Origin of the sequence: Amycolatopsis roodepoortensis, from assembly GCF_014873915.1 — a bacterium.
Classification (GTDB): Bacteria; Actinomycetota; Actinomycetes; order Mycobacteriales; family Pseudonocardiaceae; genus Amycolatopsis; species Amycolatopsis roodepoortensis.
The window spans coordinates 1323727-1345896 of sequence record NZ_JADBEJ010000004.1; the positions used below are offsets into that span (position 1 = coordinate 1323727).

Annotated in this window: 24 protein-coding genes; 14 read left to right on the forward strand and 10 right to left on the reverse strand. The window is 69.3% G+C overall.

Going from position 1 to position 22170, the window contains the following annotated elements; translation table 11 throughout:
* The first annotated feature begins 36 nt into the window (after positions 1-36).
* A complete protein-coding gene (locus H4W30_RS16910) occupies positions 37-1269 on the forward strand; it encodes an HNH endonuclease signature motif containing protein (RefSeq protein WP_192744135.1) in 1233 nt (410 codons plus the stop codon).
* An 898-nt stretch (positions 1270-2167) separates the two neighbouring features.
* Positions 2168-2875, forward strand: coding sequence for a hypothetical protein (locus H4W30_RS16915; RefSeq protein WP_192743672.1), 708 nt, complete (start codon positions 2168-2170; stop codon positions 2873-2875).
* Between the two features lie 2 nt (positions 2876-2877).
* Here H4W30_RS16915 and H4W30_RS16920 read toward each other — a convergent pair whose 3' ends face one another.
* Together H4W30_RS16920 and H4W30_RS16925 are read right to left on the reverse strand one after the other, a co-directional pair.
* Positions 2878-3039 carry a hypothetical protein gene (locus H4W30_RS16920; RefSeq protein WP_192743673.1) on the reverse strand — a complete coding sequence of 54 codons (162 nt, stop codon included), beginning with the start codon at positions 3037-3039 and terminating at the stop codon, positions 2878-2880.
* Between the two features lie 51 nt (positions 3040-3090).
* Positions 3091-3585 (reverse strand): DoxX family protein, encoded by a 495-nt coding sequence (locus tag H4W30_RS16925; RefSeq protein ID WP_192743674.1) that lies wholly within the window; start codon positions 3583-3585, stop codon positions 3091-3093.
* A gap of 79 nt (positions 3586-3664) precedes the next feature.
* Between H4W30_RS16925 and H4W30_RS16930 the strand changes: the two genes are divergently transcribed.
* On the forward strand, positions 3665-4201 hold the full coding sequence (locus H4W30_RS16930) for a TetR/AcrR family transcriptional regulator (RefSeq protein ID WP_192743675.1): 537 nt from the start codon (positions 3665-3667) through the stop codon (positions 4199-4201).
* On the opposite strand, the gene H4W30_RS16935 is transcribed toward H4W30_RS16930, so the two are convergent.
* The gene (locus tag H4W30_RS16935; protein WP_192743676.1) at positions 4202-4960 is read right to left on the reverse strand and encodes an SDR family oxidoreductase; all 759 of its coding nucleotides are present in this window, start codon (positions 4958-4960) and stop codon (positions 4202-4204) included.
* Between the two features lie 167 nt (positions 4961-5127).
* Between H4W30_RS16935 and H4W30_RS16940 the strand changes: the two genes are divergently transcribed.
* The 3 genes from H4W30_RS16940 (at position 5128) to H4W30_RS16950 (ending at position 8295) form a co-directional block, all read left to right on the forward strand.
* Positions 5128-6645 (forward strand): trypsin-like serine protease, encoded by a 1518-nt coding sequence (locus H4W30_RS16940; protein ID WP_192743677.1) that lies wholly within the window; start codon positions 5128-5130, stop codon positions 6643-6645.
* A 76-nt stretch (positions 6646-6721) separates the two neighbouring features.
* Positions 6722-7087 (forward strand): YciI family protein, encoded by a 366-nt coding sequence (locus H4W30_RS16945; RefSeq protein ID WP_192743678.1) that lies wholly within the window; start codon positions 6722-6724, stop codon positions 7085-7087.
* The gene (locus H4W30_RS16950) at positions 7078-8295 is read left to right on the forward strand and encodes an RNA polymerase sigma factor (RefSeq protein ID WP_192743679.1); all 1218 of its coding nucleotides are present in this window, start codon (positions 7078-7080) and stop codon (positions 8293-8295) included. Before H4W30_RS16945 ends, H4W30_RS16950 begins: the two co-directional genes overlap by 10 nt.
* Here the strand turns inward: H4W30_RS16950 and soxR are convergent.
* Entirely contained in the window at positions 8285-8731 is a 447-nt protein-coding gene (gene soxR, locus H4W30_RS16955) for a redox-sensitive transcriptional activator SoxR (RefSeq protein WP_126730613.1), read from the reverse strand. The genes H4W30_RS16950 and soxR overlap by 11 nt on opposite strands.
* Positions 8732-8783: 52 nt before the next feature.
* Between soxR and H4W30_RS16960 the strand changes: the two genes are divergently transcribed.
* The 3 genes from H4W30_RS16960 (at position 8784) to H4W30_RS16970 (ending at position 11402) form a co-directional block, all read left to right on the forward strand.
* Complete coding sequence (locus H4W30_RS16960) at positions 8784-9392, forward strand: antibiotic biosynthesis monooxygenase (RefSeq protein WP_225949365.1); 609 nt, start codon at positions 8784-8786, stop codon at positions 9390-9392.
* Positions 9389-10213 carry an NAD(P)H-binding protein gene (locus tag H4W30_RS16965; protein WP_192743680.1) on the forward strand — a complete coding sequence of 275 codons (825 nt, stop codon included), beginning with the start codon at positions 9389-9391 and terminating at the stop codon, positions 10211-10213. The genes H4W30_RS16960 and H4W30_RS16965 overlap by 4 nt, the downstream gene beginning before the upstream one ends.
* A gap of 124 nt (positions 10214-10337) precedes the next feature.
* Positions 10338-11402 carry a methyltransferase gene (locus H4W30_RS16970; protein ID WP_192743681.1) on the forward strand — a complete coding sequence of 355 codons (1065 nt, stop codon included), beginning with the start codon at positions 10338-10340 and terminating at the stop codon, positions 11400-11402.
* Here H4W30_RS16970 and H4W30_RS16975 read toward each other — a convergent pair.
* A complete protein-coding gene (locus H4W30_RS16975) occupies positions 11371-12255 on the reverse strand; it encodes a LysR substrate-binding domain-containing protein (RefSeq protein ID WP_192743682.1) in 885 nt (294 codons plus the stop codon). The genes H4W30_RS16970 and H4W30_RS16975 overlap by 32 nt on opposite strands.
* Positions 12256-12325: 70 nt before the next feature.
* Between H4W30_RS16975 and H4W30_RS16980 the strand changes: the two genes are divergently transcribed.
* Positions 12326-13660, forward strand: coding sequence for an FAD-binding oxidoreductase (locus H4W30_RS16980; protein ID WP_192743683.1), 1335 nt, complete (start codon positions 12326-12328; stop codon positions 13658-13660).
* A 97-nt stretch (positions 13661-13757) separates the two neighbouring features.
* Positions 13758-14930 (forward strand): acyltransferase family protein, encoded by a 1173-nt coding sequence (locus H4W30_RS16985; protein ID WP_192743684.1) that lies wholly within the window; start codon positions 13758-13760, stop codon positions 14928-14930.
* 76 nt (positions 14931-15006) lie between these two features.
* On the opposite strand, the gene H4W30_RS16990 is transcribed toward H4W30_RS16985, so the two are convergent.
* From H4W30_RS16990 to H4W30_RS17000, 3 genes are read right to left on the reverse strand one after another with little or no spacing between them, the layout of a single operon-like run.
* Positions 15007-15423: a nitroreductase family deazaflavin-dependent oxidoreductase gene (locus H4W30_RS16990; RefSeq protein ID WP_192743685.1), complete on the reverse strand. Its 417-nt coding sequence runs from the start codon at positions 15421-15423 to the stop codon at positions 15007-15009.
* 39 nt (positions 15424-15462) lie between these two features.
* Positions 15463-15813, reverse strand: a complete 351-nt coding sequence (locus tag H4W30_RS16995; protein WP_034305851.1) for a PLDc N-terminal domain-containing protein — start codon at positions 15811-15813, stop codon at positions 15463-15465.
* Between the two features lie 37 nt (positions 15814-15850).
* Positions 15851-16522: a cytochrome P450 family protein gene (locus H4W30_RS17000; protein WP_192743686.1), complete on the reverse strand. Its 672-nt coding sequence runs from the start codon at positions 16520-16522 to the stop codon at positions 15851-15853.
* 73 nt (positions 16523-16595) lie between these two features.
* Between H4W30_RS17000 and H4W30_RS17005 the strand changes: the two genes are divergently transcribed.
* On the forward strand, positions 16596-17444 hold the full coding sequence (locus H4W30_RS17005; protein ID WP_192743687.1) for a PaaX family transcriptional regulator: 849 nt from the start codon (positions 16596-16598) through the stop codon (positions 17442-17444).
* Here H4W30_RS17005 and H4W30_RS17010 read toward each other — a convergent pair.
* Positions 17441-17839 carry a RidA family protein gene (locus tag H4W30_RS17010; protein WP_192743688.1) on the reverse strand — a complete coding sequence of 133 codons (399 nt, stop codon included), beginning with the start codon at positions 17837-17839 and terminating at the stop codon, positions 17441-17443. The two genes, H4W30_RS17005 and H4W30_RS17010, sit on opposite strands and share 4 nt — an antisense overlap.
* A 48-nt stretch (positions 17840-17887) precedes the next feature.
* Between H4W30_RS17010 and H4W30_RS17015 the strand changes: the two genes are divergently transcribed.
* Both H4W30_RS17015 and H4W30_RS17020 read left to right on the forward strand, forming a co-directional pair.
* A complete protein-coding gene (locus H4W30_RS17015; protein WP_192743689.1) occupies positions 17888-20239 on the forward strand; it encodes a bifunctional salicylyl-CoA 5-hydroxylase/oxidoreductase in 2352 nt (783 codons plus the stop codon).
* Positions 20236-21378 (forward strand): acyl-CoA dehydrogenase family protein, encoded by a 1143-nt coding sequence (locus tag H4W30_RS17020; protein ID WP_192743690.1) that lies wholly within the window; start codon positions 20236-20238, stop codon positions 21376-21378. Before H4W30_RS17015 ends, H4W30_RS17020 begins: the two co-directional genes overlap by 4 nt.
* Here the strand turns inward: H4W30_RS17020 and H4W30_RS17025 are convergent.
* On the reverse strand, positions 21350-21985 hold the full coding sequence (locus tag H4W30_RS17025; RefSeq protein ID WP_192744137.1) for a DUF2306 domain-containing protein: 636 nt from the start codon (positions 21983-21985) through the stop codon (positions 21350-21352). The two genes, H4W30_RS17020 and H4W30_RS17025, sit on opposite strands and share 29 nt — an antisense overlap.
* Positions 21986-22170: the final 185 nt, after the last annotated feature.

The following is a 22170-nucleotide window of genomic DNA, read 5'->3' on the forward strand; positions in this document are numbered from 1 at the left end:
TCGTATGTTCGTCGGGTGGACACACATTCCGCGCCTGTGGCGCTTCTCGAAAACCTCACCGGCACCGAGCTGCTGGCGGCGGTGAACGCTGCCGTCGATTTGTTGGACGACAAGGATTCCGTCGCGCTCGCACAGGCCGCGTCGGCCTGGATCGCACGGCTGGAGGCGGTTCGGTTCCGGGCGCTGGCCCAGCTGAACCGGCACCGTGACGGCGCCCGCAGTGTCACGCAGGAGGTGGCCTTCGCGTTGTCTGTCACGGACAATCACGCCGGAGCGCTGGTCGCCACCGCCGACGCGGTGATCACCCGCCTTCCCCGCACTCTGTCCCTTATGGACCAAGGGAGGCTCAGTGGGTTCGGTGCGATGAAAGTCGCCACCGCCACGGCCTGGCTGTCCGATGACGACGCCCGTGCCGTCGACGCGCTACTGGAAGACCGGATCGCGGACAAGAACCCCGAGCAGATCCGGAAGGCCGCCAACCACGCGGCGAACACCATCGATCCCGACGGCGCCGGCAAACGCGCCCAGCAGCATCGCGAAGGCCGTCGCCTCACCCTCCGCCACGGTGAGACCGGGGTCGCGTCGATCGAGGTCGAGGACGCCCCAGTCGAGAAGGCGGCGGCCGCCTACCAGCGGATCGACCGCGCGGCGCGGGCGCTCAACACCAAGGACGAATCCCGCACCCTTGACCAACTCCGCGCCGACGTCGCCCTCGACCTCCTGCTCGGCGGCCAAGGCGGCACCAGCGAACGCACCGAAGTGTTCCTGTACATGGACCTGTTCACCTATCTCGGCCTCAACAACGACCCGGCGGAGCTGGCTGGACACGGCACCGTCCCCGCCGCGCTGGCCCGGCACATCGCCACGGGCCCCGATGCCGTGTTGCGGCGGATCATCACCGACCCGCTGTCCGGGCAGGTCCTCGACCTCGGTCGCGACCGCTACCGCCCCAGCGCGGGCCTTGGCGAGTTCGTGCGGGTCCGGGACCGGGAATGCCGAAGACCCGGCTGTCACCGTCCGGCCCAGGCCTGCGATATCGACCATTCGCTGCCCTGGCAACACGGTGGGCACACCAATGCCGACGAACTGATCGACCTCTGCCGAAGAGATCACCGCCTCAAGGACGAACCCGGCTGGACCTACCAGCTCGCCTCTGACGGCACCCTCACCATCACCACGCCGACCGGACAGAGCCACACCAGTACTTCACCCCCGCTTCACCAACCCCGACCGCCGGTGCCCGGATCCGATGAACCGCCGCCGTTCTAGGCGGAAGTGCCGGAAACGACGACGACCTGAGGCAAAGTCGCCAGCCGGAGGGCTACCGCCGTGCGATTGGAAAGCGGCGAGGGCTGATCGTCGGCCAGGTACTGAACCGCTGTCTCCCGGCCTTGCCGAAAACCGGCGACAGCCCACCCACGCGACAGCAAGCTCTCCAGACACCGCGCGTTGCCGCACCCATCACGTAGCCGAAAACCGGCGAGGGTCGCTCGCGCGCAGATCGTCCACCAGGTACCGAACCGCAGTCACCCGGCCTTGCCGAAAACCGGCGACAGCCCATCCACGCGACAGCGAGCCCTCCAGACACCGCGCGTCGCCGCCCCGTCACGTAGCCGAAAACTGGCGACAGCCGTTCACACCCGACCGTTCGCCAAGTACTGAACGGCGGTCCACCGGCCTCGCCGAAAACCGGCAACAACCCACCCACGCCACAGCAAGCTCTCCAGACACAGCACGTCACCGCACCCATCACGTAGCCAAAAGCCGGCGACGACCGTTCACACCCCCGACCGTTCACCAAGTACCGAACCGCAGTCTCCCGGCCTCGCCGAAAACCGGCGACAGCCCACCCACGCGACAGCGAGCCCTCCAGACACCGCGCGTCACCGTACCCATCACGTAGCCGAAAACCGGCGACAGCCATTCACGCCCCGACCGTTCACCAAACACCGAACCGCCGTCCACCGGCATCGCCAAAACCCGGCAACAACCCACCCACCCGACAGCGATCGCCCCAGATACCCCGAGGCCACAGCGATCCACCGGCCAAGAACCGACACAGCCCATCGCAAAAGACCGCCCCACGAGAATCCACCCAAGGTCTGAGCCCGAAGACCGGACCGTGATCCGATCCGCGCCACCACCGCGCACGGCAGGCTCACCGGGTATGGAAACCGACTACGTCTTCCCCGGCCGCCGCGTCGCCGCGGTCTCGATGGTCCTCGGCCCGCTCCTGCTGCTCACCGGAACGCTGCTCAGGTCGCCCTTCGACTTCTTCTTCCCGAGCCAGCTCAAAGCGATGAGCGTGCATCCGACCCTGATGACCGCCGCGTACACGTGTTTCCTGGCGGGCAACGTCCTGCTGTGGCCCGCGATCGTCGCGCTCGCCACGAAGATCGGCCGCACGAAACCCGCGCTGGCCGCCTGGGGCGGCCTGTTCGTCCTTTTTGGACTCTTCGAGCGGACCTTCCACGCGGGGATCGACCAGGCGGCGCTGGGACTCGCCGAACGCCGCGGCGCCGGGTTCGCCGAGAGCGTGGTCAGCGAGTCGTATCAGGACCTGCATTTGTTCAGTTTTCTGTCGTTCACGATCATGTTCGGCTGGTACGTGCTCGCTTTCGCCGCCTATCGGGCGAAAGTGCTGGGCGTCGCCGGGTCGATCGGGATGGCGACGATGGGGCTTCTGCCGCTCGGTGTTCTGAAAGGTACCGAATTCGTGTCGATCATCGGCACCGCCGGACTTTGTGTCGCGTTGGTTCCGGCCGGCATCCGGGCATTACTGGAAAGTCCCAAACCGAACCGCCGGACGATGATGCTCACGGCGATCGCCGTTCCGGTTCTCGGCGCGCTCGCCTTCGTGAGCGCACTGGGCTGAGTTCAGGCCAGCCGCGCGGACGTTTTCCCTTTTCCGCCACCGGATTCGTGTTCGCGCCCCGCCGGAAGACAGCTCATCAGCAGTACGACACCGACCGCACCGAGAAGCATGTGCCCGGCGAGGATGCACAGCCCACAGAATCCGATCCACAATGAGATCTTCATTCTCAGAGGGTAGTGCCGTTTCCGGGAGCGGGGCCCGAACTTGGGAAAGACTTAAGGTCTCCTTTGGGCAAAGGGTCTGTCCGGAGTACGCGCGTAATACACCACCAGCGACACCGTCGCGGCGAGGAAGACCACCTGCATCAGGCTCCGCGGCACCAGTTCGTCCATCGTCGAAGTCACCGGTCCGTGCAGCGCCTTGTACACGTTCGCCGGAAACATCCCCAGCAACAACAGCGTCAGCCCGGCGGACGCCCACGGCGCCGTCCGCGACCACAGAACGCCCGCGGCGCCCGCGAGTTCGAGGACACCGGTGACGGTCACCAGCAATCCCGGCGCGGGCAGCACGGGCGGAACCATCGCGATGAGTTCCTCGCGCATGCCGATGAAGTGCGCGAGACCGGTGGTGACGAACAGTGCCGCGACACCGCCGCGCACCGCGACGGGCCAGGGCTTGAACCGCTGGACGCCGAAGACGCCCAGCAGGAACAACGTCGCCGTGACGGCGATCAGCATCAGAACGGGTGCGAGACCGGGATCCATGACCATGCCTTCCGACCAAGGTAAATCTTTCCACTGACAAGATGTGCTGTTGCGGGTCATCTTGTCAATGACTAGATTCATCGGCATGAGTCCGTATCACCACGGTGACCTCCGCCGGGCCGTGCTCGACGCCGCCGTCGCGGCCGTCACCGAACACGGCCCGGCGGGGATCAGCCTCCGCGACCTCGCCCGGCGCGCGGGGGTCTCGCACGCCGGGCCGGTCCACCATTTCGGCGACAAGGCCGGGGTGCTGACCGCGCTGGCGGCCGAGGGGTTCGACCTGCTCGCGGACGCGCTCGCGGCCGAGAGCGATCGGGATTTCGTCGAGGTCGGGGTGGCGTACGTGCGCTTCGCGATCGAGCATCGCGCGCATTTCGAGGTGATGTTCCGCCCCGAACTCCACCGCGAGGACGACGCGGCGCTGACCGCCGCCCGTGACCGTGCGGGAGCCCTGCTGACCAGCGGCGCGGCATCGGTCAGCGAAGACGCGATGGCCGGTGTCGCCGCGTGGTCGTTGATGCACGGCTTCGCGAACCTGTGGCTCACCGGCGCGCTGCGCGCCGAGCTCCAGGAGGATCCGGACAAGGCCGCCCGCGCGATCGCCCGGATCCTGTTCCCGTGATCAGACCTGCGCCGTGGGCATCACGGTGACCTGCTGCAGGTTCACCCGCGCCGGGAGCGAGGTCAGGAACGCCACGGTCTCGGCGATGTCCTCTGGCTTCAGCCAGGTCAGCGATTCGCGCACGCCGTCCAGCCACTGCAGAGCGCCGGCGTCGGTGACGTGCCCCTGCAGTTCGGTCTCGACCAGGCCCGGCTCGATCGCCGCGACCCGAACGCCCTTCGGCCCGAGGTCGGCGCGAAGGTTCTTCGACAGGTGCGTCACGTAGGCCTTCGAGGCGACGTACACGGCGAAGGACGGGAAGACGGCCTGCGCGCCGATGGACGAGGTGTTCACCAGGTCCGCGACGCCCTTCTCGGCCGCCGAAGCGACGAGATGCGGCACGAACGCCCCGATCGCGTTCATCAGGCCCGTCAGGTTGACGTCGATCATGCGCTGCCAGTCCTCGGTGGCGAGTTCGTCGATCGGCGCGGCCAGCATCACGCCGGCGTTGTTGAACAGGAGGTCCGCGCGGCCCAGTTTCGCTTCGACCTCGGCCGCCGCGGCCCGCATCGCCGCGGCGTCGGCGACGTCGACGGCGAGCACGAGCGCGGTACCGCCGCCGGCCTCGATCTCCTTGGCCAGCGTTTCCAGCCGATCGGCCCGGCGGGCGATCAGCGCGACCGAAGCACCGGAGGCGGCGAGCCGCCGAGCGGCCGCCTCGCCGATCCCGCTGGACGCTCCGGTGACGACGGCGACCCTGTTCGCGTGCGAGTTCGTCATCTCTGTTTCTCCTAAGTGGACTCGTGGTGACAAGTCCAGAAAACCGGCCTCTCCCAGGAGATGGCACGGTCTGTGCAACCTGGGTCTGGCAGTACCAGTCAAGCCGCGCACGGAACTGTTACGCGCTCATCGAGTTCCGCGGACACCGACCGGCCAGCGTGATCCGTATGCGAATCCGATCCCTCGCGCTCGCGCTGGTCTTGATGACGGCGACCGCGGCCCCCGCGTCGGCCGTCATCGGCGGCACCGAGTCCACCACGCCCTACGACTTCATGGTCTCCCTGCAGTACGACGCACCCCGCCCGGACGGACACCGGTGCGGGGCGGTGCTCATCGCGCCCCAGTGGGCGGTCACGGCCGGCCATTGCGCCAACACCCCGACCGGTTCGACGGCCGGGGTCCCCCGCGGCTGGAAGGTCCGCGTCGGTTCGCTGGACACCACCACCGGCGGTGAGGTCACCGAGGTCGACAAGTTCTACCGGCGCCACAACTCGTACGACCCGGCCGGCGAGGACATCGCGATCCTGCATCTGCGAAACCCGGTGCGCGCCAAGCCCATCCGGCTCGCCGGGGCCACTCCCGCCGCCGGCACCCCGGTCCGCATCCTCGGCTGGGGCGCGGCGGCGACCGGCTGCGACGACTTCAAGGACCCGAAGTGTTTCCCCAGCAAGCTCCGCGAGGCGAACACGGAGGTCGTGCCGCTCGACCGGTGCTGGGACGACGACGGGCACACCCTGCCGTTGTGCGTCGGCCGCGCCGAGCCGCCCGTCGGCCCGGGCACGACGGACTCCGGCGGACCGGCCTTGATCCGCTCGGGCGACGGCTGGGCGCTGGCCGGAACGGTCATCGGCCCCGGCATCAGGGGCGCCGACTTCCCCGACATGTACACCGACGTCTCGAAGAACGCCGCTTGGATCAACGGCATCGTGACCGGCACCGACGTTCCCCCGGACACCCCGGTCCCGAACGTGGAGGGCACGGCCGAGGTGGGCGACTGCAAGGGCGCGGTGGTGCGCGCCGCCACCGCGCGTCCCGATGACCCGGCGCTGGCACTGACCAACGGCCACTGTGTGCCGAGCGGGCGGCCCGCACCGGGGAAGGCCCTGCTCGACCGGCCCGCCGACCTGCCGCGTCCGGTCACCATCGCCGATCGGGAGGGCTATCCGAAGACCAGCGCCCGCGCCACCCGGCTGGTCTACGCGACCATGACAGGCACCGACATCGCGCTGTACCGGCTGGACAAGACCTACGCGCAACTGGCCAGGGAGGGCGCGAAGGTCTTCCGGCTGACCACCAAGCCGATGCGCGCCGGTGACCGGCTCCTCATGGCCTACTCCAGCAGCCGGCCGAGCTGCACCGTCGAGGCGGTGGTGCCGCACCTGCGCGAGGCCGAGTACCAGCAGGACGACGCGGTTCGCTACACCCCGAGCGACACCTGCGTGAGCGGGCCCGGCTACTCCGGTTCCGTGCTGCTGTCCCGCGACGGGAACACGGTCATGGGCATCAACAACACCCACAACCGTGACGGCGAGCGCTGCACCGAAGGCAACCCGTGCGAGGTCGGCCGGAACGGGGCCGTGAAGGCGCTGAAGGGGCGAAGCTACGGCCAGCAGGTCCACCGGATCGCGGCCTGTCTCACCCAGGGATCCCGGCACGACCTGCGACGATGTGCGCACGAAAAATAATTCCCACCGGCTGTCGAATCGGCGGGAGGCTCTTCGTGTAGGTGGTGACAAGCCGCTCCGACTTCAGGAGGACGCCATGACCCAGTACCTGATCAGCCTGTACCAGCCCGACGGTCCCGTTCCGCCGCCGGAGTTCCTGGAGCCGATCGCGCGCAAGATCCAGGCGCTCGACGACGAGATGAAGGCCGCGGGTGTCTGGGTCTTCGCCGGTGGTCTCCACCCGCCGACCACGGCGACCGTCCTGCGGGCCAAGGAGAACGGCGAGATCGCGATGACCGACGGCCCGTACGTCGAGGGCAAGGAACATCTCGGCGGGTTCACCATCATCGAGGCGCCGGATCTGGACGCCGCGCTCGAATGGGGCAAGCGGGTCACCGAGATCACCTACCTTCCGGTCGAGGTCCGGCCGTTCCAGGGCGACGAAGGTCCTTCGTGCGTGTGACCACCGAGGAAATCGGACGCGTCTTCACCGAGGAGTACGGCCGCGCCGTGGCCGTGCTGGTCCGGGTCTTCGGCAGCATCGACATCGCCGAGGAAGCCGTCCAGGACGCCTTCGCCGAGGCGGTGGACCGCTGGCCGTCCAGCGGTCCACCGCCCAGCCCCGCGGGCTGGATCATCACGACCGCCCGCAACAAGGCCATCGACCGGTTGCGCCGGGAAGCCGCGCGCGACGACAAGCACGCCCAGGCCGCGCTGATCAGCGCGAGTGACGAACCGGTGGAGGAGGGTCCCGTGCGCGACGACCGCTTGCGGCTGATCTTCACCTGCTGCCACCCCGCGCTGGCCATCACCGCGCAGGTCGCGCTGACACTGAAACTGCTGGGCGGGCTGACCACCGGCGAGATCGCGCACGCGTTCTTCGTCCCCGAAACGACGATGGCGCAGCGGCTGGTCCGGGCGAAGGGCAAGATCCGCGCCGCGAAGATCCCGTACCGCGTCCCGGACGACGCCGACCTGCCGGACCGGCTGCGTTCGGTGCTCGCCGTGATCTACCTCGTGTTCAACGAGGGGTACACGGCCACGTCGGGCGACCGGCTGGTGCGGGAAGACCTGTGCGCGGAAGCGATCCGGCTCGGCAGGCTGCTGACCGCCCTCATGCCCGACGAACCGGAGGCCACCGGGCTGCTGGCGCTGATGCTGCTCACCGAGTCGCGCCGCGCGGCCCGCACCGGCACCGGCGGCGAGGTCGTCTTGCTGGCGGAGCAGGACCGCTCGCGGTGGGACCAAGAGCTGATCACCGAAGGGCAGGCGCTGGTCCGTGCCTGCCTGCGGCGCAACCAGCCGGGGCCGTACCAGATCCAGGCGGCGATCAACGCCGTCCACAGCGACGCCGCCGACGCGGCGAGCACGGACTGGTCGCAGATCGTCCAGCTGTACGACCTGCTGCTGGCGGCGAATCCGACGCCGATCGTCGCGCTCAACCGGGCCGTCGCGGTCGCCGAAGTGGACGGGCCCGAAGCGGCGCTCGCCGTGATCGACGGCCTCGACCTGGAGGAATACCACCTGTACCACGCCATCCGCGCGGATCTGCTGCACCGCCTCGGCAGGCCGGAAGAATCGGCGAGGGCCTACGAGGCCGCGATCGCGCGAGCGGAGAACAGCGCCGAACGGCGGCTGCTGGAACGGAAACTGGCCGCGGTCAGTCCGTGATCAGCCGCGCCGGCCCGGGCCCTTTGGCGGCGAGGACGTCACCGGGGTTCACCAGCACGCACTGCTCGAAGGACAGGCAGCCGCAGCCGATGCATTCGGTGAACCGGTCCCGCATGCATTCCAGCTGCTCGATGCGCTTGTTCAGCTCGGCGCTCCAGCACTGGGAGGCCCGCTGCCAGAACGCTTGATCCGGCGCGGCGCCCTCCGGCAGGAAATCGAGCACGCCGCCGATCACCTCCAGCGGGATGCCGAGGTGGTGCGACGCGCGGATGAACGCGACGAGACGAAGCGCGCTGCGCGGGTAGCGGCGCTGATTCCCGCTGGTCCGCCTGCTGCTGATCAGCCCCTGGCGTTCGTAGAAGCGCAGCGCGGAGGTGGCGACGCCGCTGCGCCGGGACAGCTCGCCGATGGTGAGTTCGGACGGCAGTTCGGACATGGTCACGATCCTAGCTTGACTTGAACCCTTGTTTAAGTTTCATGCTGGAGCCATGACAGCACAGGGGACCTCCGAAATGACCATCCACAAGGGACATTGGCCGACACCGGACGGGGAGACGGTCGTGGTGGCGCGCGAATGGCCGGACGCCGACGCGGCGCGAGCGGCGTTCAAGAGCCACGAAGGACTTGTTTCCTTCACCGCGTACGAAGGCATCGACCACGACGGCGCCTTCACCTACGAGCAGTGGACCAGCGAAGACGCCATCCAAGGGCTGGACGGCGCGCCCGTGTTCCACCTCTACCGCGGCCACCGCGGCGCAGGAGCGCCAGGCTGCCTCGTGATCGTCTCGGTCGAGTTCGAAGGACCCGACGAGCGGCGGCAACGCGACTGGATCGACCTCGTCTTCGAAGCGCTGGAGTCCGAACCCGCGCGTCCCAAAGGCGGGATCTCGGGGTTCTTCCACCTGAGCACCGACGGGACCCGCGTGCTGAACTACGCCGAATGGACCAGCGCCGAAGCCCACCTCGCCGCGCTCGCGGCACCCGGCGCCGACGGCATCGGGACGACGGACGCGTGGAAGAAGGTGCAGACCTACCCGGGGATGTCGGGCGGGTCGGTCAAGCGGTACCGCCCGGTCTTCTCGGCGGTGGCGGCATGAAGCCGATCCTGGTCGCCGGCGCGACGGGCAACGTCGGCTCGCAGGTAGTCGGCCGATTGCGGGCGCGAGACGTCCCCGTCCGGCCGCTGAGCCGTAATCCGCCGCCGGACGGCTTCCGCGGTGACCTGGCGAACCCGGAAACGATCAGGCCCGCGCTCGACGGCGTCGACACGGTGTTCCTGATGCTCGCCGGTTCCGCCGAGGCGCTGGTGCCCACGGTCTCACTGCTCGGGGAACGGGTGAAGCGCGTGGTGTTCCTGTCCTCGGGTGCCGTCGACGATTCCCTGACGGAGCAGGACAACGCCATCGGCGCTTGGCATCGCACCGTCGAAGAGGCGATCGAGGCCACGGGGCTGGAATGGACTTTCCTGCGGCCGCACGGTTTCGCGGCCAACACCCTCGGCTGGGCGCCGTCGATCCGCGCGGACGGCGTCGTCCGCGGCGCGTACGGCGAGGCGTCGATGCCGCTGATCCACGAGAAGGACATCGCCGCGGTGGCCGTCGAAGCGCTGACCGGCGACGGCCACGCGGGGGCGAAGTACGTGCTCACCGGCACCCGTCCGATGACGCAGGCCGAGCAGGTCCGGATCATCGGCGAGGCCGCGGGCCGTCCGGCGCGCTGGGAGGAGATCCCCCTCGACGAGGCACGCGCCGAGTTGCTCACCAAGATGCCGGACTTCATCGTCGACACGATGCTGGGCGGGTTCCGTGGTCTGGTGACGAAACCGGGGGAGGTCACCTCCACCGTCCAGGACGTCACCGGCAGGCCGGGGCTGGACTTCGAGGTCTGGGCGGCCGAACACGCCGCCGCGTTCCGGTAGGCTCGGGTTCGTGTCGACACCGGTTCATGCCGCGGTGGTCCACTAACCGCCGTTCCTGACCTTGTCCCCCGACGAGCCACGCCCGCGGGGTCTCTTCGCCGCGGGCGGATCCAGGAACGGAAACATGAACCCCCAGTCCACAATGGACGGTGGTCGGCGCTGGCTGACCACCGTCGGCACGAACCTGCCCCGCACCGTCGTAACGATCGACGATCGCGTCACCGCCGACGAGGCGTTCCGGCTCGCCGCGGCAGGCACCGGGCTCGCCTGGCACGGCGACTTCCACGCCGCGCGGAACCTGCTCGCCGCGATGTCCCGGCGCTGCGGTACCGCGGCCGGGAAACCCTTCCGGGTCCAGCGGGACCATCGCGCGCGCCGGGCGCGGATCCTCGGCAGGCTGCTGGTCCCGCTGGACTCCGGCCACGTCCTGCCGTTGCGCCGCGGGCCGGACGTGCGCGAGGCGTGCACCGAGGTCTTCGGACCTTCCGAGACCGCGTCATTGGTGTCCTTGCGCGAGCTGCTGGGCATCGTCGGCGCGCACGAATGGCGGGTGAAGGGCGTCGAAATCCCGGCGCTCGGCGCGAAGATCCATCCGCACCACGGGGTCTTCTCCCCCGTCCGCGGCGAGTACGTCGATCTGGTGGCGAGAACTCCCTTGCCCGCCAAGGAACTGGCGTTCGACATCGGCACGGGCACCGGCGTGCTCGCCGCGGTCCTCGCGCACCGAGGGGTCGAGCGCGTGGTGGCGACGGACAACGAGCCGCGCGCGCTCGCCTGCGCGCGGGAGAACTTCCAACGCCTGGGTTTCACCGGAATCGAAACCCGCCAATCGGACGTGTTCCCGCCCGGCCGCGCGCCGCTGATCGTCTGCAATCCGCCGTGGCTGCCCGCCCGGGCGAACACCCCGCTCGAACGCGCCGTCTACGACCCGGGAAGCCGGATGCTCAAGGCGTTCCTCGACCGGCTGCCCCGGCACCTCGAACCCGGCGGGGAGGCGTGGCTGATCCTGTCCGACCTCGCCGAACTGCTGGGGCTGCGCACGCGCGGAGAACTCCTCACCGCGTTCGAGCGGTCCGGCCTCGAAGTCCTTGGCAGGGAGGACATCCGGCCGAGGCATCCGCGCGCCGACGCGAGGGAGGTGACCACGCTGTGGCGACTCACAACCCGAGCAACGCCCGTGCCTGACTGATGAACACGCGGGCGGCGGGGCTGACCGGCCCCTCCGTCCGCCAGGCCAGCGCCAGTTTCGCCCGCAGCCCGGCGGGCCGCGTGATCTCCATGGCGTGCAGGTCCGTGTAGTGCGTCGCCAGCGACATCGGCACCACGGCGACGCCGAGCCCGCGCCCGACCAGTTCGGCGACGACGTTCGGGTCCCCCGCCTCCAGCGTCACCCTCGGCTGGGCGCCGTCGGCGAGGAACGCCGCGTCGACGATCGCGCGCATGCCGGTGCCCTTCGGCAGGCTCACCAGGGACCGGCTTTCCAGCTCTGACAGCGTGATCGTGGCCTGCCCGGTGAGCGGATCCTCCGGCCCGGAGACGGCGACGAGCGGCTCGTCGAGGACGACCTCCAGGCCGATCCCCGGCGGCGGCTCGCCGGAGACCCCGATCAGCGCGACGTCGAACCGGCCGTCGGCGACCCCCGCGAGCAGGATGTCGGAGGTCGCCTCGGCGAGCGTGATGTCGACCGCCGGGTGACGCTCGTGGAAGCGCGCGAGCAGATCCGGCAGGTTGACCGGGCCCCGCGAGGACACCATGCCCATCGCGACCTGGCCGCGGACCAGCCCGGTGAGGTCGTCGACCGCCTGCCGCACCCCGGCGACGGCGGCGAGCGCGGCCCGCGCGTGCGGGAGTGCGGCGGCGCCGACCTCGGTCAGCCGGACCGCCCTGGCCGACCGGTCGAGCAACGGCTGCCCGAGTTCGCGTTCGAGACGGCGGATCTGGGCGCTGACGCCGGGCTGCGCGACGTGCAGCCGCTCGGCGGCGCGGGTGAAGTTCGCTTCCTCGGCGACCGCGACGAAGTATTCGAGCTGACGCAGTTCCATAACCGATGATTCTAGTTGCCAGACAAACCAGATCTTGGACTTCTGGCCGAATCGGGCTCACGCTGGTGGCATGACCACGATGCTCCGCTCCGGCGACCCGGATTACGACAACGAACTCGCCGGTTTCCAGACCGCAGTGCCCCGCCGTCCCGACGTCATCGTGCCCGCCGCTTCGGCCGCCGACGTCGTCGAGGCCGTCCGTCACGCCGCCGAGCACGACCTCCCGATCGCCGTCCACTCGACGGGGCACGGCGTGGGCGTCCCCTTTGTGGGCGGCGTCCTCGTCACCACCCACCGGATGACCGGGATCCGGATCGAGGACGGCGTCGCACGGGTCGAAGCGGGCGTGCGCTGGGGTGCGGTGATCGAAGCGGCCGCGGAGCACGGGCTCGCGCCGCTGAGCGGCTCCTTCCCCGGCGTCGGCGTCGTCGGCTACACCCTCGGCGGTGGCTTCAGCCTGCTCGGCCGCAAGTACGGCCTGGCCGCCGACCAGGTGACCGCGATCGAGGTGGTGACCGCCGGCGGAGAGCTCCGCCGCGCCACCCCGGACACCGAAAGCGACCTGTTCTGGGCGCTGCGCGGCGGGCGTGACAACTTCGGGATCGTCACCGCGCTGGAGTTCCGGCTCGTCCCGGTCACCCGGCTGTACGGCGGCAGCCTGCAGTTCGGCACCGGATCGCTGGCCGCGGTGCTCCGCGCCTGGCGCGACTGGGCGGCGGAGATGCCGCGCGAGATGACGTCGTCGCTGGGCATGGTCCCGATGCCGGATCTGCCGATGGTGCCCGAGCCGCTGCGCGGACAGCACGTCGCGCAGATCCGGGTCGCCTATCTCGGCGACGCCGCCGAGGGTGAGCGCCTCGTCGCCCCGCTGCGCGCCGCCGCCCCCCTGCTGGGTGACACGCTCGCCGAGATCCCGTTCACCGAATCGGGCAAGATCGCGAACGAGCCGCCCTTTCCGCACGGCTACCGCGCCGACAACGCCACCGTGTCCGAACTCAACGACACGATGCTCGACGCGATCCTCGAACACGCCGGCCCGGACGCCCCGGTGCCGACCGTCCTCCTGCTGGACCTCCTCGGCGGCGCGCTGTCCGACGCGCCCGAGCACCCCGGCGTCGGCTGGGACCGTGACGCGAGCTTCACCGTCCGGGCGCTGTCCGTGGTGGACGACGCTTCGATCGCCGAGATCCGGAGCGCGCACGCGAAGCTGTTCGACGCGCTGAAGCCCTGGTCGACCGGCAAACTGCTGACCTTCGTCTACGGCGAGAGCGGGGCGGGCGAGGAAGCGTCCAAGGTGTACTCCCCGGCCGATCTGCGGCGGCTCGCCGAGGTCAAGGCGGCCGTCGACCCGGCGAACCGGTTCCGGCTGACGCATAACGTCGAACCGGCGCGTGACGCTGGGTGATCTCCGAAAATCGCAGGTAGCAGGCCTCGACACGGGGCGAAGGCGCAGTGAACGGCACCCGTATACTTCCGGGCCGATACCGCCATTAGGGGGCACTGTGCGCACTTTGGACCATGACGAGTTCCTCGCCATGCGCCGGTTCCCCGCGCTCGACGGCCTGCGCGCGATCGCGGCCACCATCGTGATCCTCTTCCACTTCGCCGGTCCGAAGTGGAGCTGGCTGTCCGGCTGGGTCGGTGTCTACATCTTCTTCGTGCTGTCCGGTTTCCTGATCACGACGCTGCTGCTGCGTGAACAGGACCGGACCGGCCGGATCTCGCTTTCGGCCTTCTACCTGCGGCGTGTGTTCCGGATCCTGCCGCCGTACCTGGTGATCCTCGGCGGGATCATCGTGTTCGTCTGGCTTCGCGGCGAGTTCTTCACCCGCGAGTTCCCGCACGCGCTGAAGTACTACCTGACGTTCTTCAACGAGTTCCTGCCCGGCAGCAAGCCGAACGGCGCGGACAACTTCTTCAGCGGCTCGTGGACGCTGGGCATCGAGGAGAAGTTCTACCTGGTCTGGCCGTTCCTGCTGGTGGTCGCCGGGGCGGTCGGGCTGGCCGCGGCCTGGCGCAAGCTCGCGCTGGCCTTCGCCGCGTTCGCCGTGATGGCCGGGCTGGTGGGGGTCACCGGCGGCTGGGTCCCCGGGCCGAACGTGCCGATCTACGAGTCGACCGTGCACTACGCGATCCTGCTGATCGGCTGCGTGCTGGCGGTCGCGATGCACTACCGCCGGTCCTACGCGGTGGTCAAACCGCTGACCCATCCGCTCGCGGCGATCCCGGTTTTCGGCGCGTTCGCCGTGCTGCACGTCAACATGGAAAGCCTGTGGCGGGAGACCGGCAGCAACCTCGGGCTGCTGATCGCCTACGGCCTTCTCTCCGCGCTGTTGCTGGTCGTGCTCGTGGCCCCGGGGCCGCTGCGGTGGCTGCTGGCCACGAAGGTGATGCGGTTCGTCGGCGAGCGGTCGTACTCGCTCTACCTGCTGCAGGGCCCGGTGCACTTCGTGGTGGTCGAGGCGATCCCGCCGCTGGGCCAGCACCGGATGATCAGCGCGCTGACCGTGTTCGCGGTCGGGCTCGCGATCGCGGACCTGATCCACCGCTGGGTCGAGCAGCCGATGATCCTCGTCGGCAAGAAGCTGATCGCGCGCCGCCAGGAGCGCAAGGCACTGCGCGCGGCCGAGGCCGAACTCAAGCGCCCGGAAGCCGTCGAAGCCGGCGCCCGCTGACCTTCCGCGTCTCGTCCTCTGGATGCGGTAGTCGCGTGTGCAAGTACCGCATCCAGAGGACTGAATGCGGGGTGGGTCAGCGCGAGATGGTGACGATCGGGATCACCCGGTCGGTCTTCTTCTCGTAGTCGGCGAAGCCCGGCATCAGGCTGACCATCTTCGCGTACAGCCGGTCACGCTCGGCGCGGTCTTCGAGCACGACGGTCGCGGTCGCGTCGAACTTCTCCGTGCCGACCTCGATGGTGACCTTCGGGTTCGCCAGGATGTTGTGGTACCAGGCCGGGTTCTTGTCCGCCCCGGCGTACGACGCGGCGACGACGTACTTGCCGTCCTCCTCCGCGTACGCGAGCGGCGACGTGCGAGGCTCGCCGCTCTTCGCCCCGGTGGTGGTGAGGAGCAGCAGCGAGCCGCCCTCGAACGGGCCGCCCACCTTCCCCTCGTTCTCGCGGAACTCCTTGATGATGTTCTTGTTCCAGTCGAGCGCTTCGGACAACTCTTCCTCCAGTGTCGATCTTTTCGATACCGAGGCTACTCAGCCTTCACGGGCCTTGCGGCGCTGCTCTTCGGCGCGCTCCCGGCACTTGCGCAGGAATTCTTCGTCGTCCTCGGCGCTCGTCGCGGCGAAGCGGCCCGGCCGGTCGTACTCCGGGAACGCCGGCGTCTCACGCTCGAAGCGGCCGCGCGGGGCGCGGGCGGCATGCTGCGGGCGACCGGCGACCAGCCAGACGATCGAGCCGATCAGCGGGACGAGCAGCACCAGCAGCAGCCACATCCCCTTGGGCATGTTGCGGCACGATCCCTCGTCCGTGGTGATCACGTCGACGATGCAGAAGATCCACAGACCGAGCGTGAGAACGCCGAAGAAACCATTGAAATACAGCATCGAAAGACTCCCCAGTTCCAGATGACCGGGGTAAGTCTTAGCACAGGAGGGCGTCGAGAATTCCCGCGGCCACTTGCCGCGCCTGCGTTTCCCCGGGGCACCGCTTGGGCCCTGCTCCGAACGGACGTTCCCTCAGGTCCACCTCGACCACTTCGCCGCCGGCCCACCGCCGGGTGACCCGGACCGGTGGATCATCACGCAGGACCCGGTCGAGCAGATCTTCGACGTCCTCACCGGGCAGGTGGGCGGCCAGCGCCTTGCCGAGCAGCTTGGCCGTCGCGTCACAGGCCTGCACGAGGAGCCCGATCCGCGCGGCCGTCCGCTCGTCGATTTCGCCGCAGGTTTCGATCAGCCGCCGCATGGCCTCTTCGGCGTCGGCCCCGATCTCCGTGTGCGGATGGTAGGCACCGGAAACCGTCGCGACGTCGCGGGAAACGTCCGGCAGGCCGAGTTCGGCGGCCAGCACGGCCACCGGAACCGTCCACAAGGTGCGTTCCACCGGGCCGTCCCGCATCTCCGTGGCGAGCGCGAAAGCCTTGTCCCGCAGGGATCCCATCGGCGCGAGCTCGGCGAGCACCAGTGCCCGCCGTCGAGTGTGGTCCTCCGGGCGGCTGAACCGGGCGACGTTCGCCCGCAGCCACCGGACCCCTCCCGGCTCGACGTCCTGGGGCACCGGCGGGACGGGGGCTTCGATCAGTGGATCGTCCATACCGTGACGCTAAGTGCGGAACGCTTCGGTCACGGCCGAAACATCAGCACATCGTCGTTGTTATGGTGACCGGGTGACGGCCGTGTCGGAGGCAACCGAAGTCGACGGCGCGGGGCGGACGGCGCAACCGCGCCAGCTCATCGTGACCGTGTACGGCCTCTATTCCCGAGGCGAGGGCGGCTGGCTCTCCGTCCGTTCCCTGATCGACCTGCTGGCCGGCGTGGACGTCGAGGAACCGGCCGTCCGGTCGTCGATCTCCCGGCTGAAACGGCGCGGGATCCTTTCCGCGGTACGCCGGAACGGGGCCGCGGGCTACGAACTTTCCGAAACCGCGCTGGCGATCCTGCGCGAGGGCGACGAGCGGATCTTCCGCCGCGAACGCGCCACCCCCGGCGACGGCTGGCTGCTCGCGGTGTTCTCCGTCCCGGAAGCCGAACGGCACAAAAGGCACGTTCTTCGCACACAGCTGGCCCGGCTCGGCTTCGGGACGGCGTCGTCCGGGGTCTGGATCGCGCCCGCGCATCTGCGAGACGCGACGTCTGACATGCTCCGGCGGCTCGAACTCGAGGGCTACGCCGATCTCTTCCACGCCGAGCACCTCGCGTTCGGCGACGTGCGGGAGAAGATCCGTGACTGGTGGGACCTCGATCAGCTCGAATCGCTGTACACCGCCTTCCTCGACGAGCACGCGGCCGCGCTCCGGCGGTGGCAGCGGCGCAAGACCACGGACGAGACCGAGGCGTTCGCCGACTACGTCCGCGTGCTGACCGACTGGCGGCGGCTGCCCTATCTCGACCCCGGCCTGCCCGCCGAACTGCTGCCGCCGGGCTGGGCGGGGATCCGGGCGGCGGATCTGTTCTTCACGCTGCACGCGCGGCTTGGTGAGGCCGCGGCCGCGCACGTCTCGCGCACGCTGCCCTAGACCACCGCGAAGCCCTGCACCTCCACCAGTGCCTCCGCGTCCCAAAGCCGGCTGACGCCGATCCCCGCCATCGCGGGGTACTCGCTCCCGGCCAGCCGTTTCCACACCGCGCCGATCTCGCGCGCGTGGGCGCGGTAGTCGTCCATGTCGACGATGTAGATGGTCACGCTGCACAGGTCCGACGGCTTCCCGCCCGCCGCGCGCAACGCGGTGAGCAGGTTGGACAGCGCGCGTTCGAACTGCTCGACCACGCCGTCGCCGACGATGCGGTTCTCCTCGTCCAATGCCGTCTGACCGGCGAGGAAGACGAATCTCCCGGTCGCGGCGACGGCGTGCGAGAAGCCGGAAGGGCGACCGAGCTCGGGCGGGTTGATGCGCTCCATACGGGTCACCATATCCCGTATCGTTGACGGTCGTACATACCGCGACATACCCTGAGCGACGTGCGTATCGCGGTGTTAGGCGGCGGCCCGGCGGGGCTCTACTTCGCCACGCTGGCGAAACAGCTCCATCCCGAGCACGAGATCACCGTCTGGGAGCGCAACGCGCCCGACGACACCTTCGGGTTCGGGGTGGTGTTCTCCGACGAGACGCTCGGCGGGATCGAACACGCCGATCCGGTGATCCACGCCGCCATGCGCCGCGAGTTCGCGCGCTGGGACGACATCGACGTCCACTTCCGCGGCACGGTGCACACCTCCGGCGGGCACGGGTTCGCCGCGATGAGCCGCAAACGGCTGCTCGGCATCCTCCAGGAACGCTGCGCGGAGCTCGGCGTGGACGTGCGTTTCCGCACCGAGGCGCCGAGCGCGGCCGAAGCCAGTGCCGAGTACGACCTCGTCGTCGCGGCGGACGGCGTCAACTCCCCGACTCGCGCGGCCTTCGCCGGCAGTTTCCGGCCGAGCCTCCAGACCAGGCGCTGCAAGTACATCTGGCTCGGCACGGATCTCGTGTTCGACGCCTTCAAGTTCTACGTCCTCGAAACCCCGCACGGGATCATGCAGATCCACGGCTATCCGTACAGCGACACCGCGAGCACGTTCATCCTCGAACTGCACGAGGACGTCTGGCAGCGCGCGTTCGGCGAGATCGCCGCGACTTCACTGGCGCCGGGCGAGAGCGACGAGAAATCGATCGAGGTCATCCGCGAGCTGTGCGCGGACGTCCTCGGCGGCCATCAGGTGTTCGCCAACAACTCGAAGTGGACCGCGTTCGCCACCGTGCGCTGCGCGACCTGGCGGCACGAGAACGTCGTCCTGCTCGGCGATGCGGCACACACCGCACATTTCTCCATCGGTTCCGGCACGAAGCTCGCCATGGAGGACGCGCTCGCGCTCGCCGCCTGCCTGCACGAACAGTCCGATATGGACAGTGCCTTGGCAGCCTACGAGGCGGAACGAAGGCCGGTCGTCACCTCGACCCAGCGAGCCGCGCAGGCGAGCCTGGAGTGGTTCGAGAACCTGGGCCAGTACACCCATCAGGATCCCGCGCAGTTCGCGTTCAACATCCTCACCCGCAGCCGCCGCGTCACCTACGACAATCTCCGGCTGCGCGATCCCGAGTTCGCCGACGAACTGGACACCTGGTTCGCGTCCACTTTGGACTCCGAAGTGCGGCCTCCGATGTTCCAGCCGTTCCGCATCGGGAAGCTGGACCTGCCGAACCGTGTCGTCGTCTCGCCGATGGACATGTACTCCTCCGAAGACGGCGTCCCGACCGATTTCCACCTGGTACACCTGGGAAGCAAGGCACTCGGCGGCGCCGGGCTGGTGATGACGGAGATGGTCTGCGTTTCCGAAACCGGCCGGATCACCCCGGGCTGCGGCGGCCTGTACACCGAGAAACAAGAACAGGCGTGGAGGCGGGTCACCGACTTCGTCCATGGCCACACTCCCGCGCGCATCGGTGTCCAGCTGGGGCATTCGGGACGCAAGGGCTCCACGAAACTGATGTGGGACGGCATCGACCAGCCGCTCCCCGAAGGCAACTGGGAGATCTGCGCGCCGTCGGCGATCCCGTACAGCGAAGCGAACCAGACCCCGCGCGAGCTCACGGTCACTGAGCTACAAGAGATCCGCGAACAGTTCGCGGAGTCCGCCCGAGCCGCCGCGCGCGCCGGGTTCGACCTCCTCGAACTCCACTGCGCGCACGGCTACCTCCTATCGTCGTTCCTCTCGCCGCTGACCAACCGGCGCACCGACGAATACGGCGGCTCACTGGAGAACAGGCTGCGTTTCCCGCTCGAAGTCTTCGACGCCGTCCGCGCGGCCTGGCCGGCGGAGCGGCCGATGACGGTCCGCATCTCCGCGACCGACTGGTACGACGGCGGGATCGACGTCGACGACGCCGTCGAGATCGCCCGCGCGTTCGCCGAGCACGGGGCCGACGGTATCGACGTGTCGACCGGACAGGTCGTCAGCGAGGAGAAACCCGAGTACGGCCGCAGCTACCAGACGCCGTACGCGGACCGGATCCGCAACGAGATAGGCCGCGAGTACGGCATCGCGGTGATCGCCGTCGGCGCGATCTCCTCCTACGACGACGTCAACTCGCTGATCCTGGCGGGCCGCGCGGATCTGTGCGCCCTCGGCAGGACCCACCTTTACGATCCACAGTGGACATTGCACGCCGCCGCCGAGCAGGGCTATCCGATGCCGTGGCCTAAACAGTTCGCGGCGGGCAGCCGGAAGCCGCAGGGCGGCCGTACCGACGGTCCGAAACCACGGCTGGAACTGCTGCGCTCCGGCGAAACCGGCACCGCGCACGCCCGCTGGCGACCTGGGAGCGACCGATGACCGCCTTCGCACTGAGCCCCGAACAAAAGGCCTTCGCCGACGAAGTCCGGCGGCTCGGCGCCGAAAAGCTCCGCCCGCTGGCCGAATCCGGCGCCGAAGACGCGGTAAACCGGCCCCTGCTCAAGGAAATGGGCGCGCTCGGCCTGCTCTCCCGGCTGTTCCCCGGCGTCGAGGGCGGCAGCCCGAGCCGCGAGGCCGCCGCGACGGATCTCTGCATCCTGCGGGAATCCCTGGCCAGCCAGAGCACCGAAGCCGAGACGGCGTTGGCGCTCCAGGGGCTGGGCACGTATCCGGTGTTGCAGTCCGGGCAGGACTCGCAGGTCTCGAAGTGGGTGCCCGCCGTAGCCGCGGGCGACGCCGTCGCCGCTTTCGCGCTCACCGAACCGAACGCGGGGTCGGACGCGGCTGCGCTGGAACTCGCCGCCGAGCCCGACGGCGACGGCTGGCGGCTCACCGGCGAGAAGATGTGGATCTCCAACGCCCCCGAGGCCGATTTCTACAGCGTTTTCGCCCGCACCACCCCGGAAGCGGGTTCACGCGGGGTCTCCGCGTTCGTCGTCCCCGCCGACCGCGCCGGGCTGTCGGGTGAGCACCTCGACCTCGTCAGCCCGCACCCCATCGGCACCCTGGTCTTCGACGGCGTCCGCGTGGAACGGGACGAACTGCTCGGCGAGCAGGACCGAGGTTTCGGTGTCGCGATGCGGACCCTGGACCTGTTCCGGCCGAGTGTCGGCGCGTTCGCCGTCGGGATGGCGCAGGCCGCGCTCGACGCCGCGGTCGCCCACGCCCAGACCCGCGTGGCGTTCGGCGGGCCGCTCCTGAAGCAGCAGACCGTGGCGCACACCCTCGCCGAAATGGCGACCCGCACCGAGGCCGCACGCCTGCTCGTCTACGCCGCCGCGGCCGCGTACGACGCGGGCGAGCGGAATCTCGCGGGCCGCGCCGCGATGGCGAAACTGTTCGCCACCGAGACCGCGCAGTACGTCGTCGACTCGGCCGTGCAGATCCACGGCGCCCGGGCACTGCGGCGAGGGCATCTGCTCGAACACCTCTACCGCGAGGTCCGCGCGCCGCGGATCTACGAAGGCGCCTCCGAAGTCCAGCGGACGATCATCGCGCGATCGCTGGCTTCTTCTTAACCGGGCGGCGATCCAGGTACCACTGCGTCGCGATGATGACCAGGGTCGGGCTCAGCCAGGCCGTGATCGCGGCGACCGATTGGGTCAAGGCGAGTTCGCTGCCGCCGAAAGTCGTCTCCAGCTGCGGCTGCAGTGTGATCACCGTGATCGGCCCGACCACCCGGCTGACGATGATCGACATGGTCAGCGCGAAGCTGCGGATCATCCAGCGGCGGTGATCAGCGAACCGGCGTTGCCTCGCGGCGCGCCAGCCGGCGAACGTGCACGCCAGCCACAGCACCCCGGCCAGCACGTTGGCCACCCGCGTCGCGGGGCCGAACGGGCTCATGGCGCCGACGGTCAGCGCCATCACTCCGGCCGGGAGCACCCCGGCGAAGACGTACACCCGGCCCAGTTTCCGGTGCACCGCCGGGTATTTCGCCCGGAACCACGGCCAGATCTGGAGCAACGCGGAGACCATCGCGATCGAGCCGAACAGCACGTGCGCCGAGAGGAACCAGTAGTGCGAGGTGAACCCCGGCGGCTGCGGAACCTGCGACCGCGCCGGGTCCATCGCCAGATACGGCGGCATCGAAAAGGCCAGGAACACCACGACGATGACGGCCATCGGCGCGACCCAAGGCCTTCGCCACCACGGTTTCCGTGACACCGCCTCCGGCTGGTCACGTCGTTCTAGCCTGACGGTCATCACTGTCCCCCACGTATTCCGGTAGCGGCAAACAACTTTCCGCTGCCGAACCTAGGACGCGGGGCCACCGGGAAGAATGGAGCGGACCGCCGGTTCGATGGTGG